Here is a 12,373-nt window from a genome sequence, read left to right as displayed (position 1 = left end):
TGATTAGCGGTACCGAGACAGCCTACTCGCGGTACCGCCTTTTGCTGATCGCCGGTACCAAGCCAGGTGATCGATGGTACCGCGAGAGGTTACTACTCATCCGGCACTTTCAAGAAGGGCGAGACCGCCGAGTTCGAGATCACCGTGACCAACACCGGCAACACCACCCAGACCAACGTGACCGTGGCCGAGATGCCCGGCGCCGAGATCGTCGCGGGAACCAGCTATGACATCGTCGACGGCAAGGCCGTCATCGCCTCCATGGCCCCCGGCGACGAGGTCACCGTCAAGGCGACCTACACCGTGACCCAGGCCGACGTGGACAAGGGCGGCCTGAAGAACGTCGCCACGGTCGACGGCGCCGGCACCGACCCCGAGCCCGAGGTCGAAATCCCGACTAAGTTCTCATTCGAAGTGAGCCAGCCTGAGTCTCTGGTCTATGATGGTCAGCCTCATTACCAGGAAGTCAACGTGACCGATAAGACCACTGGCGCCACTCTTACTGAGAACGTGCACTACACACTTGAATACTCCGAGAACGTGACCGATGCCGGCGAAAAGACGGTGACGATCACAGGTATCGGCGACTACACGGGTGTTATCGACCGGACGTATCAGATCGAACCGCGCCCCTACACCGTGACGACCTACGATGCCCTCAAGAGCTATGACGGCACGCCGCTGACCGATGCTCGTGTTGACGTCGACCTAGTGGCCGGCGAGACGGTAACTGCGACTGCTACGGGTTCCATCACTGAGGTTGGTACGGCTGACAACACGTACTCCATCGTCTGGAACGGAACGGCCAAGGAGGGCAACTACGTGCTTGCGAGCGAGACCCTTGGCGTGCTCGAGGTAGTGAACGCCTCCTATGCCATCTCGGCTAATGGATACAGCGGCCTCTATGACGGTTCCGCCCACGGCATAATCGTGAACGCCCCATCGGACGCCACGGTAACCTACACGAATGCGAACGCCTTCACCGAGGCCGGCACCTATACTGTGGGATACACGGTGACGCGCCCGAACTACGAGACGATCACGGGGTCGGCGCAGGTCGTTATTACACCGCGTCCTGTGACGATCGTCGTCGACAGCGCGACCAAGGTTCTCGGCACCGCTGACCCGGCCTTTACGGGTAGCGTGAGCGCCGCAACGCCTCTGGTGAGCTCCGATGACCTTGGTACGATCACGTTCTACCGCACCAACGCGGCGCAGGCCGTCGGCACCTACGCGGATGTGCTCAGCGCTCGCTACAGCGCCAACCCGAACTATCGGGTGACGGTTGTTCCGGGTGATTTCTCAATCACCACGCCGGCTCCCCTTCCGGTCGTCCCGACGGCTCCGGTAACTCCGGCTGCTGTGACGCCGGCCACCCCGGCTGCCCCGGCCACGCCTGCGCCCGCGACCCCGGCCCCGGCTACCGAGACCATCGAGGACGACGCGACGCCGCAGGCTGCCACGCCGACGGCTAATGAGTCCGAGACGATCGATGACGAGGCGACTCCCATGGGCGCCTTCGACGAGCCGCACTGTTGGGTGCATTGGGTGATGCTCCTGGGCATCCTGCTCACGGCTGTTTATGGTATCGTGGTGGTGCGCCGCCGTCTGCACCTGGCCGACGATGTCGACGACTACGAGAAGCAGGTGCTCGGCATTGAGGACGAGCAAGCCGAGACAGTGCCTGCGACTGGCCATCAGGCCCTGTAAGAGATAGCCGCGAGGGGGCGGCCGCGAGCCGCCCCCGTCCGATACGGAAGGAGAGACTGAGATGAGAAAGAACAACTGGATCGTCACAGCGATCGCGGCTGTCGCCTGCGGAGTTTTGCTGTGGGCCTGGTTCGCTCTTGGATTCAACCACGTGGATGATCCGCTGGATCTCGTCGTGGCCGTCGCATGGTGGCTCGTCGTGGCCGCCGTGGCGGGCGGCATCGTGTGGGCCGAGGGCAAGAGGCGCGAGAAGATGCGCCTGGCCTTCGTCGGCGAGGGCGCCGGGTGCAGCCCGGAGGCCGGGCTCGTGATGCCAGACGCCGGCGAGAGCGAGCTGGCAGCGCTGGAGCGGACGCTCTCGGGCATGGCGTTCCCCGACGAGGTGGCCGCGCTGGACGAGCGCGTGCGCCCCGCCTTCCGCTGGGTGGTGCGGAGCCGCAAGTTCGACCGCAACGGCGAGGTCTGGGAGGGCGAGGTCGTCGCCGCCCACGACCCGGACGCCGAGCCGCGCCCGTTCGCGTCCCGCGAGGACCTGGCCGCCCTCCTGGCGGCGTAGGGGCGACCCGCCGGCCCTTCGGGGCCGAGACATAGCCAACCGAGAGGGGGCCGGCGCTCTGACGAGCGTCGGCCCCCTCCTTCTTATGGAAAGGTACCAAACATGCTGATCGATGCAATTTGCGATAATTGGATGCAGGGCAAACGTTCGAAGTTGGATTCCATGCAGGCTGGTAAGGATGAGAGGCAAGGGCAAAGCGAAAAGGCACGTCTCGTCATTTTCTTTATCGTGGAAGCGCCGCCGTCTGTGGAATGCAGGTAACGCGGCCTCGTCGCCGTTCTCGGGCGGCATTGCCGATGCTATAATGCCCTTATCGTCGGGGTTGTTTCGGACGTAAGCCCAAGGGAGCCGCTCGCGGCTAGCACGAGGCACCCGACCGATGCGCCTTCCGCATCGTCTTAACCTCCAGCTTCCTCTTCCCCCTCTGCGCCGTCACCAGGTAAGCGGTGCCCCGATCTCCTTTCTCACGAGGGACTTCTTGTTGCCCGCCTTGTCCGTCCGCGTGATCGCATGCGTCGGACTCGTTGAGAACTTTCGGGATGAGCGCGAAGTCGCTCGGGACGATGGACTGCTGGCCGCCATGCTGGCGGCGCAGGGGCGCTAGACCCAGGACATAGCCAACGATCCGAGGCAGCCGATGCCCAGGCAGCCGGCCCCCTCTCTCGTATGACTGCGGCTTACGTGCGGTTCTGGGGCGTCTTCCGGGCGTTTTGCGACTCCGTCGGGGTCGGCGCGGGGAACGGATCGGGACATTCCCGCGTCATTTCCGCGGTCACGATCGAGTAGGGTGGATCCTCCATCGATGAAACAAGGAGGTTCCCATGAAAGACGGCATGCTCGAGTTCAGCGACTGGCCTATGTTCGATCTTTTGATGACGGATAAAGAGCTGTGCCGCGAAGTGATTGAAATTATCCTAGACGAGTCGATAGCAGATATCGAGTACATCGTCACTGAAGATGACGTTCGCCCGACACTTACCAATCACGGCGTGCGTCTCGATGCCTTCGTGAAGACGAAAAACGAGATCTATGATATCGAGATGCAGACAACCAAACGAGAAGATCTCGGACGGAGAATGCGATACTACCAGGGAGCGTTGGATACGCTGACTCTGCGGAAGGGGGAAGGTTACGAAGAGCTGCCCCCTTGTATCATTATTTTCATCTGTATGCACGATCCGTTTGATGAAGGACTTCCCGTGTATACGCTCGATGTGAACTGCTTGGAGAAACCCAGTGCGCGCATCGGTCATGGCTTTCTTTGGAAAGCCCTATCCGCTCCTGCTTGGGACAAGCTCCCCGAGGGGCGCTTGCAGAACCTGCTACACTATGTTTGGACGGGGGAAGCCGGGGAAGATCCGCTTATGGGCCAGCTTGCCGTTGCGGTGAAAAAGGCCAACAAAAACGAGAATTGGCGGAAGGAGAAGATGGCGTTGCTGACGTTTGAGGAAGACATGGAAATTCAAAGGCGCATTGCTGAGAAAAAGGGGCAAGAGCGCGGTCAGATAATCGGCCTCCAGATGGGGCTTGAACAGGGCCTGGCCGAGGGACTTGAGCAGGGCCTGGCGGAGGGCCGGGAGCATGGCCTGGCCGAGGGCCGGGAGCATGGCCTGGCCGAGGGCCGAGAACAGGGCCTGGCCGAGGGCCGAGAGCAAGGCCTGGCCGAGGGCCGGGAGCAGGGCCTGGCCGAGGGCCGGGAGCAGGGCCTGGCCGAGGGCCGAGAGCAGGGCCTGGCAGAGGGCCGCGCGGAAGCGGCTAGCGAGGTTGCTTCGCTGATGGCGTTGCTTTTGGGCGCCGAACGGCTCGACGACGCTCGACGTGCAGCTGTGGATGAGAGCTACCGGGATGAGCTGATGCGTGAGTTTGGCGTCTCCCAGGCCGAATAATGCGGTTGACGAGCTGATAATTCTGTCAATATTTGGTAAACTTGGATCATCTTTAGCGAGATGTTGAAATGGGAAGGAAGCGGGTGATGATCGTGGGAGACATCACGCGGTTTACCAATAAAGGAATGGGTTTGGCGATGCGGGTTTTGGCTGCCGGCTTGGCCGCATTGCTCGCTCTGACATTTTTGAATCTGACGGTGCTTCCCGGCACTGCCCTGGCAGAAGAGGCCGACGGCGTCGATGCGGCTACTGAGCACCTTGTTTTGCCTGCACCCGAGGAGCCCGAGGCGGGATCGAACGTCTTCGTGTACCTGCATTTAAGTGGGCCGGCTCTGGATACGGCGAAGGCGGCCGGGTTGGAGGTTAACCGGGAGGGCTGGTTCACGGTAGGCGTCATTGCATTGGAAGGCATTGCGAAACCGAGTGAAAAGCCCTTGAATTACGAGGTTGACCAACCTGAGCTTGAAGCTATGCAAAGTCAGATAGACACGGCTTTGCGGTCGATCAACTATTACCCTGGTGCCCAAGCACTGAGCCTGAGTGCTGCGAAGTGGACTTCCCTTAAGGTGTGCTCCGGAGCGACTGATTATGCAGCGGCAGGGCATACGTGGCACCTCGACGGAGAACTGTGCGATCAGCTGGTGAATTTCGATGTCCGCTACATTGACGCCGAGGGCAATGCACTTGCTGTGGGCGATGTAGATGATCAGGGCAACAAGACCGACACGCGCACCATTTTGGCTGCCGTTGGGTCGGAGATAGCTGCGGACGACCAAATCATCGACATCGAAGGCTACGAATATTCGAAAGATCTAACTACAGAGAAGAACGGCGGCGAGTCCGTTACGGTAGCGGCTGAACCTCTCGCGCGATCCTCCGTTTCCGGCATGACCTTGGTCTACGAAAAGAAAGCCGAAGAGCCGGTCAGGCCCGAAAACCCTGGAGATAACGATCCTACCGACAAGCCCGTCGTTCCCGATGATGATGGTAACGGGTCGGTCGACAACAACGGTGGCGTGAAGCCGCAGGCACCTTCCGATAACGAAACCCCGAAGGTACCAAGCATCAAGGTTCCCGCGCCGTCCACACCTCAGCAGTCGCAGAGCAATGCCCAGAACAACGATAACGCTGATGGTGCCAACGGCGGCGGGTTCAACGCGGGCGAGCGCACGACCGTGTCCGAGCCCGCGCCCCAGGCCGGCACTGCGAAGGTCGTGCTTGCTGAAACGGCTCCCGCCGAGCAGCCTGCAGCCGAGACGGTTTCCATCGACGATGACGCAACACCGATGGTTGCTCGGGTCGGCGGCGCCGAAGCTATCGCCGAAGAGGACGTTCCCATGGGGGCTTTCGATGCTCCGGTTGATCCGGCTCCTTGGGTCGCGGGTCTGGGGGCTATTGGAACGGCACTGTGGGGCGTTGTCGCCGTGCGCCGGCGCCTCGTGATGGCGCAGCAGCTGGCCACATTCGAAAGCCAGGTGCTGGGCAATAGTGCTGTCGAGGCTGATGCCGTCGCCGTTCCAAATGCCGGGCATCAAGCGCTTTAGCCTTGCTTTAAAGGGAAAGCTTCTGAAGGGCGGCCGCGCCCCCAGGGTTTGGCGTTTCAGCTAGAGGGCAAGCGCTTGCGCCAGCGCCCACAGTGCTAGAAGATGCCCAGGGTAGTACCCATAGAAGAACCATTTCAACGGTCGGCCTCGCTGGCCGTTGTAGTTCAGCATGAGCGCTGTTGCCAACCCGAACCCAACGGTGTAATAGCCGAGCACGCCCAGGCTCAGCGGTACAGGATCGCTGATCGCCCATGAAAGAGCCGGCAGTCCTAGGCCCAAAAAAGGTACGAGCATCGCGAGCGCTACCCCGCGTGGCCGATCGTGAAAATGCCAGAAAAGCAGAATCATAAGCGGCCCGATAATGCCCCAGTCGCAAAAGGAACTGACGGCCAGCCCTCCAAGGAGGCCCAGCGCGCACAGGGCGAGATTCTGCCGCTGGTGGTCGACAAGCCACAGCATCCCGAGCCCGATAAGCAGCGTAATAAGCACGTTGCCCGTCGCTCCGAACAGCAGCGAATAGGGAATTTGCGAGACAACTGCGAACACGGCGAGTCGCTCTGCGTAACGTCGCACGCTGGAGGTGTGTCGATACCCCTCACACAGCAGATATGCCATAATGGGGAAGGTGAGGCCGCCCAAAGAATACAAAGCGACCATGGCGCCCCCTGGCAGCTCGCTGCCGAACACGTTGGCAATATGGTTGCACGTCATGCCCACGATAGCTGCCACCTTCAACGCAAAGGCGGTAACGGAGGGCATAGGCTTCATGGGGATCCTTTCGCGAGGCCGGCTGAAAGGTGCCGGCGCAGTCAAAGAGGCGCACCTATTATAATGATGCGCCATGGGAAATACCAAAATCATACCGCGTGGCTTTGGGCCTGCGCTCGTCTTGGTGCTGCTCGCCGGCGTCGTGGGCGGCCTCGGTCAGTGGTGGCCCGACGGAGGTTCGCAAGCAGTGCAGCTGACGCGCTGTGGTGCGTTGCTTGCCGAGGCTTGGGAGGCGGCGGCGGTGGAAGAGGTGCTTTTCCGCGGCGTGTTGTTGTGGGCATGCCTGTCTTGGGCGCGTCGCCGGAATGAAGCATACCCCAGAAGAGCATCGCGCGATCATCGGTTTGCTGGCTTACGCGCTGTCGTTGATCCCGCCGGTTTCGCGGTAATGGCGAGTTCCCTCGTATTCGGATTGGCCCACCTGTTCCCTGAAGGATCGTTGATGGCGCCAGGAGCCGACATTGGTGTTGCTGCGATCCAGGGCGTTCTCAAGGTGGCGCAGGCGACGTTGTTCGGGGCTGTCATGGCGCTGCTCGTCGTTCGTAGTCCCTACGGCTCGCGTCCTTTCCCGCAGCGGGCGCTTTCCCTGATGGCACCCGTAATCGTTCACGGCCTTTTCGATCTGCTGTTCTGGGGCCCCCTTTTGCTGACAGGCGGCGTGCTGCCCTCTACCTACCTCACGGGCAATCCGGCCGATCTCGTACCTTTGGTGATCACAACGGTTCTGCTGGCATGGGCCGTAAAATCATGTTAGGCTTTGCCCATGAACAGAACTGAAGCCCTGCATATACTCGGCCTGGAAGACGACGCCACGGCCGACGACATCAAAATCGCCTATCGCGAGACGGTGCAGATTTTGCATCCGGACAAGTTCGCGGGCAATGAGAAGCTGCAAAACCGCGCTACCGAACAGTTCAAGCGGCTGCAAGAGGCCTACGACCTGCTGACCTCGGGTTCCGGTGGCGGTCGCAGCGCCCGTGCGGGCCGCAGCTCGCGGTCGGGCGCCTCGTCCGGCCCGGCTACCTCATCCGGCGCTGCCCGCGCCTGGACCGAGGTCGAAGATGGCGTGGAAGTGGAATACCTCACCGAGGCCGAGATCAAGGCGCGCCTCGCTGGCATCGCCGCCGCCCGCGCCCAGCTGGTGGCCCAGCGCGACACCGTCTCCGATGAGCGCCGCAACGGCCTGGCCATGGCGGCCATTGGCGCGGTGGCCACGCTGCTCACCATCCGGCGGCCTTTCGGCATCCTCGGCATGATCGCCGCCGTCGCCGGCACCGCCACCGTGTGGGGCATCATCCAGTTTCTCGGTGCCCAGCGCAATCTCAACACGTTGAACGAGCACTTGGCGAAGCTCACCGAGGAACGCAAGGAGTACGAGGCGCTCCTCGAGGAGTAGTTGCTCCCGCCGCCTCGTCCGGCCGTGCGCATCGTACCCCTTCTGCCGCGCCCGTTTGTCGTCCCGGTGCCGTCTGCGGCCGCACGCCGCCATCATCCCCGCAAAGCGCTATAATTTCTGCGCCCAAAAACGAACCGAAAGAAGATTCATGAAGCAAGAGAACATCCGCAACGTCGCTATCATCGCCCACGTCGACCACGGCAAGACCACCCTCGTAGACCGCCTTCTGTGGGCCTCCCACGTTTTCCGCGAGAACCAGCAGGTGGAAGAGCGCGTCCTCGACTCCAACGATCAGGAGCGCGAGCGCGGCATCACCATCCTTTCCAAGAACATCTCCATCACCTACAAGGGCGTGAAGATCAACGTCATCGACACGCCGGGCCATGCTGACTTCGGCGGCGAGGTTGAGCGCGTGCTCAACATGGCCGACGGCGCCCTGCTCATCGTGGACGCCTACGAGGGTCCCAAGCCTCAGACGCGCTTCGTGCTGTCCCATGCGCTCGAGCGCGGCCTGCGCATTGTGGTGGTCGTGAACAAGATCGACCGCCCCAACGCCGATCCCGAGGGCGCCGTGGACAAGGTCTTCGACCTCATGGTGGAACTGGGCGCCAGCGACGAGCAGCTCGACTTCCCCGTGGTGTACGCCTCGGCTGTGAACGGCTACGCGCGCCTCGATCCCGACGACGGCAACATGGACATGGTGCCGCTGCTCGACACCATTCTGGACGAGATTCCCGCCCCCGACGTGGACATCGACGGCCCGGTTGCTCTGCAGATCTGCACCGTGGACCACTCCAGCTACGAGGGCCGTATCGGCGTGGGCCGTCTGTCCTCCGGCACGTTGCACGAGAAGGAGCAGGTGCTCGTCGTGAAGCCCGACGGAGCCGAGCGCCGCGCGCAGATTCGCAAGGTGTACACCTTCGAGAACCTGGGCAAGGCCGAGGTCACCGCAGCTGATGCTGGCGATATCGTGGCCGTCATCGGCATCGAGGATGCCGACATCGGCGACATCATCACCGACCCGGAAAGCCCCGTCACCGAGATGGCCCCCATCGCCGTGGAGGAGCCCACCATGGCCGTCGTCTTCGAGGCGTCCACGAGCCCCTTGGTGGGTCGCGAGGGCGAGATCGTCGGCGGCCGCCAGCTGAAGGAACGCCTCATGCGCGAGAAGGAGAGCAACATCTCCATGCGCATCAACGAGCTGGAGGACAAATCCGGCATCGAGGTGGCCGGCCGCGGCGTGCTGCACCTGTCCGTGCTCATGGAGACCATGCGCCGCGAGGGCTTCGAGTTCCAGGTGGGACGCCCCCGCGTGGTGTACAAGACCGCTGAGGACGGCACGAAGCTCGAGCCCATCGAGGAGGCCACGGTGGACGTGCCCAACGAGTACGCGGGCAAGGCCATCGAGGTCATGGGCACCGCCGGCGGCATCATGGAGCACATGGCCTCCGACGAGACCATGACGCACCTCTCCTTCTCCATCCCCTCGCGCGGCACCATGGGCCTGAAGACGCGCATCCTGAACGCCACCCACGGCGAGGCCATGCTGTTCCACCACTTCAAGGAGTACGGCCCCTACACTGGCGAGATGGCCGGGCGCAAGAACGGCGGCATGATCGCTATGTCCACCGGCAAAGCCGTGGCCTACGCGCTGGACACGCTGCAGGAGCGCGGGCGCCTGTTCGTGGCGCCGGGCGACGACTGCTACGAGGGCATGATCGTGGGCGAGTCCGCCAAGGAAGGCGACATGGTGGTGAACGTCGAGAAGACGAAGAACCTGGGCAACCAGCGTTCCAGCTCGGCCGACAAGGCCATCCAGCTGACGCCGCCCATCACCTTCACCTTGGAAGAGGCTCTGGAATACATCGAGGACGACGAGCTGGTGGAGGTCACTCCGCAGTCCGTGCGCCTGCGCAAGCGCCTGCTTTCCGCCACCGACCGCAAGAAGGCGAAGAAGAACTAGTCCCGCGCTCAATAGCTGGGCCACATAACCACCCGCAGGGGCGACTTCGGTCGCCCCTTTCTGCAGCGGGGGGCTCCCATGGATGGATCTCTCCGTAGGGGGCGACCTTGGTCGCCCCTCCCGACTTCCTATGGCCGCCATGGCCGAGAGGGCTGACCAAGGTCAGGTCCTACGAAATTCTCGGTGTTGACCGCGCGCCGCCCCTGCGGGAAACAGGTTGCGAAATTGTGTGGGTCATATTCTCGAACATGACCCGATTCATAAGCTTTGAAGTGGGATTTCTTCCTCGCGCTCATTGATGTACCGTGAATCAAAAGTGGGCAAATTGTGCGACGGTTGTTACCGTGCCGTCATGCGTGGGAAAATGCGCTTTGAGATCATCGGGAACTGTCTCAAGACGCACTCGTGAATTGAAGCCTGGCAGTTTCCGTCGCCTATGAGGAAGGTATTTAATGAAGAAGCTGTCTTTCGCGAAATCGCTTGCCTCGGTGAGTCTTGCGGCCGTGTGCGCCCTGGGTATCGTCGGTTGCTCCGAGCAGACCAGCGACACGCCCACTTATACGGGTGGTGTTGCAGCCACGGTCAACGGGGTGGAGATTCCCGAGGACAAGGTTACCCAGGCTATCCAGGACATTCGCGCCCAGATGAGCCTTACCGATGAGGACGCATGGGGCAAGTGGCTTGCCGAGAACGACTACACGCCCGAGTCGGTGCGCGAGGAGATCGTGAACTCTTATGTCGATCAGGAGCTCGTGAAGCAGGGCGCCGATTCCGAGGGAATCACGGCGGATTCCGCCCAGGTCGATCAGTACGTGGAAACCATGCGTGGCCACTATGACTCCGATACCGCTTGGGCAGAGGCGCTGGAGGCCGTGGGCATGACCGAGGACGAGTACCGTGACAATATCTCGCTGTCGCTGGTGTCTCAGCAGCTGCAGCAGAAGGTGGGCGAGGGCGCTGCTGAGCCGACCGACGAGGAAGTGCTTGAGAGCGCCAAGACTTACGTGAGCTCTTACGACGGCGCGAAGAAGTCTTCCCACATCTTGTTCGAGGCCTCCGATGAGGCTCAGGCCCAGGAAGTGCTCGACAAGATTAACGCGGGCGAGCTTGATTTCGCGACGGCGGCCGAGTCCTATTCCAAGGACACCGCTTCCGCTGCCGAGGGCGGCAATGTGGGTTGGGATCGTCTTTCGAACCTGGTGACCGAGTACACCACGGCGCTCGCCGACCTGAACAAGGGTGACGTGAGCGGGCTGGTGACCAGCACCTATGGCATTCACATCATTCAGTGCACCGATGTGTTCGAGGCCCCCGAGGAGCTGACGAGCCTCGATCAGCTGCCGACCGAGTTCCAGGACTCCATCCGCGCCATGCTGCAGTCTTCCAACCAGTCCAACGCGTACTACTCGTGGCTGGAGGAGCAGCGTAACGCCGCCGACATTCAGATCAACGACATGCCCGAGGGGCTGCCCTACTGGGTCGATATGGCGAACTATCCCAAGGAGGAAAGCTCCGAGGACAGCACGGGCGTGACGGCGGTTGACGCTGATGGCAACCCCATCGTTCTTGACGAGGGCGCTGTCGAAGGCGAGGGCGCCGGCGAGCAGGCCGACGCAAGCGCCGAGGGCGAGGAGCCCGTGGCTGAGGGCGTCGATGAGGGCGCTGAAGGTGCTGAAGATGCTGCCGCGGCCGCTGCCGATGAGGCTGCTGCCGACGCCGAGGGCGCAGCGCCTGCTGGCGACGACGCCGAGCAGCCTACCGAAGGCGCGGCCGAGGGCATCCAGCCTGCGGAGACTCCCGCCCAGTAGCACACTCGAGAAACAACGTCGCGAGGGATACCTTGCGAGAGAAGAGACGAGAGCGCCCGCGCCGATGCGTGGGCGCTCCGCTATGTAACCGGATTTGCTCTTGTCGATCATCAATCCGATTCTTCTCTGTTGGGCAAAAAAACTTCTTGAGACAGCGGCGGTGCTGCGCTATACTTCTTAGACGCTTCGTCTTAGGGCGGGGCAGACGCTATGCGGAGAGATGTCCGAGCTGGCCGAAGGAGCACGATTGGAAATCGTGTATGCCCCAAAAGGGTATCTGGGGTTCGAATCCCCATCTCTCCGCCAGACTAATCCCGCGAGCCTCTTCCAGGCTCGCTTTGATATGGCGCCCCTTTGCGGGCGCATCGCCCCTGCGGAGGGGTGGCAGAGTGGTTGAATGCGGCGGTCTCGAAAACCGTTTCACCGGTGCTCCCGGTGACGAGGGTTCGAATCCCTCCTCCTCCGCCAGTTTAGTTGCGACATTAGTGAACTCGCATTAAGACAAGAAATTGCAACGACGCGGGATTCGAACCGAGTTTTCTGGCGTTGATGTAAAGAAAAGTGCGATCGTGCGAGTTTTCTACGATGAAAAACTCGCACGATCGCACTTTTTTCTGCACAGAGAAGGTTTTTAGCACTTCAGGGGGGGTGCGGACGTTTTTCCGGACGGCCTAGGCGGCCAGCCCCAGCCGCCTCCTGCGGCCGGCTATCGTATCGTACACCTTGCGCCCTCCCTCGTCGA

Annotated in this window: 10 protein-coding genes and 2 tRNA genes; 11 read left to right on the top strand and 1 reads right to left on the bottom strand. The window is 61.9% G+C overall.

Features of this window, described 5'->3' with window-relative positions; genetic code table 11:
- Window positions 1–66: 66 nt before the first annotated feature.
- The 5 genes from ACW4QM_RS11140 (at window position 67) to ACW4QM_RS11120 (ending at window position 5,696) form a co-directional block, all read left to right on the top strand.
- The gene (locus tag ACW4QM_RS11140; RefSeq protein ID WP_161128408.1) at window positions 67–1,710 is read left to right on the top strand and encodes a DUF7507 domain-containing protein; all 1,644 of its coding nucleotides are present in this window, start codon (window positions 67–69) and stop codon (window positions 1,708–1,710) included.
- 61 nt (window positions 1,711–1,771) lie between these two features.
- Window positions 1,772–2,266, top strand: a complete 495-nt coding sequence (locus ACW4QM_RS11135) for a hypothetical protein (RefSeq protein ID WP_114549751.1) — start codon at window positions 1,772–1,774, stop codon at window positions 2,264–2,266.
- A 102-nt stretch (window positions 2,267–2,368) separates the two neighbouring features.
- Complete coding sequence (locus ACW4QM_RS11130; protein WP_161128409.1) at window positions 2,369–2,527, top strand: hypothetical protein; 159 nt, start codon at window positions 2,369–2,371, stop codon at window positions 2,525–2,527.
- A 560-nt stretch (window positions 2,528–3,087) separates the two neighbouring features.
- Entirely contained in the window at window positions 3,088–4,152 is a 1,065-nt protein-coding gene (locus ACW4QM_RS11125) for an Rpn family recombination-promoting nuclease/putative transposase (protein ID WP_161128410.1), read from the top strand.
- Between the two features lie 86 nt (window positions 4,153–4,238).
- Window positions 4,239–5,696, top strand: a complete 1,458-nt coding sequence (locus ACW4QM_RS11120; protein WP_161128411.1) for a hypothetical protein — start codon at window positions 4,239–4,241, stop codon at window positions 5,694–5,696.
- Window positions 5,697–5,756: 60 nt separating this feature from the next.
- Here ACW4QM_RS11120 and ACW4QM_RS11115 read toward each other — a convergent pair whose 3' ends face one another.
- On the bottom strand, window positions 5,757–6,464 hold the full coding sequence (locus ACW4QM_RS11115; RefSeq protein WP_237418958.1) for a TraX family protein: 708 nt from the start codon (window positions 6,462–6,464) through the stop codon (window positions 5,757–5,759).
- Window positions 6,465–6,537: 73 nt separating this feature from the next.
- Between ACW4QM_RS11115 and ACW4QM_RS11110 the strand changes: the two genes are divergently transcribed.
- From ACW4QM_RS11110 to ACW4QM_RS11085, 6 genes are all read left to right on the top strand, one after another.
- A complete protein-coding gene (locus ACW4QM_RS11110) occupies window positions 6,538–7,218 on the top strand; it encodes a CPBP family glutamic-type intramembrane protease (RefSeq protein ID WP_161128412.1) in 681 nt (226 codons plus the stop codon).
- Window positions 7,219–7,227: 9 nt separating this feature from the next.
- Entirely contained in the window at window positions 7,228–7,860 is a 633-nt protein-coding gene (locus tag ACW4QM_RS11105; protein ID WP_161128413.1) for a J domain-containing protein, read from the top strand.
- Window positions 7,861–8,008: 148 nt separating this feature from the next.
- Window positions 8,009–9,823 carry a translational GTPase TypA gene (gene typA, locus ACW4QM_RS11100; RefSeq protein WP_022741775.1) on the top strand — a complete coding sequence of 605 codons (1,815 nt, stop codon included), beginning with the start codon at window positions 8,009–8,011 and terminating at the stop codon, window positions 9,821–9,823.
- Between the two features lie 452 nt (window positions 9,824–10,275).
- Window positions 10,276–11,631 (top strand): peptidylprolyl isomerase, encoded by a 1,356-nt coding sequence (locus ACW4QM_RS11095; protein ID WP_161128414.1) that lies wholly within the window; start codon window positions 10,276–10,278, stop codon window positions 11,629–11,631.
- Window positions 11,632–11,845: 214 nt separating this feature from the next.
- Window positions 11,846–11,937: transfer RNA gene (locus ACW4QM_RS11090), tRNA-Ser, on the top strand.
- A gap of 69 nt (window positions 11,938–12,006) precedes the next feature.
- Window positions 12,007–12,099, top strand: a tRNA-Ser gene (locus tag ACW4QM_RS11085).
- Window positions 12,100–12,373 lie beyond the last annotated feature (274 nt).

The organism is Adlercreutzia sp. CNCM I-6207, from assembly GCF_977072305.1.
Note: the sequence above shows the minus strand (reverse complement) of the source record. Positions and strands in the feature narration are given on the sequence as shown.

Excerpts from the sequence above, each read along its gene's own strand:
- ACW4QM_RS11135 (WP_114549751.1), top strand. The coding sequence starts at position 1,772 with ATGAGAAAGAACAACTGGATCGTCACAGCGATCGCGGCTGTCGCCTGC.
- ACW4QM_RS11130 (WP_161128409.1), top strand. The coding sequence starts at position 2,369 with ATGCTGATCGATGCAATTTGCGATAATTGGATGCAGGGCAAACGTTCG.
- ACW4QM_RS11125 (WP_161128410.1), top strand. The coding sequence starts at position 3,088 with ATGAAAGACGGCATGCTCGAGTTCAGCGACTGGCCTATGTTCGATCTT.
- ACW4QM_RS11120 (WP_161128411.1), top strand. The coding sequence starts at position 4,239 with ATGATCGTGGGAGACATCACGCGGTTTACCAATAAAGGAATGGGTTTG.
- ACW4QM_RS11115 (WP_237418958.1), bottom strand. The coding sequence starts at position 6,464 with ATGAAGCCTATGCCCTCCGTTACCGCCTTTGCGTTGAAGGTGGCAGCT.
- ACW4QM_RS11110 (WP_161128412.1), top strand. The coding sequence starts at position 6,538 with ATGGGAAATACCAAAATCATACCGCGTGGCTTTGGGCCTGCGCTCGTC.
- ACW4QM_RS11105 (WP_161128413.1), top strand. The coding sequence starts at position 7,228 with ATGAACAGAACTGAAGCCCTGCATATACTCGGCCTGGAAGACGACGCC.
- typA (WP_022741775.1), top strand. The coding sequence starts at position 8,009 with ATGAAGCAAGAGAACATCCGCAACGTCGCTATCATCGCCCACGTCGAC.
- ACW4QM_RS11095 (WP_161128414.1), top strand. The coding sequence starts at position 10,276 with ATGAAGAAGCTGTCTTTCGCGAAATCGCTTGCCTCGGTGAGTCTTGCG.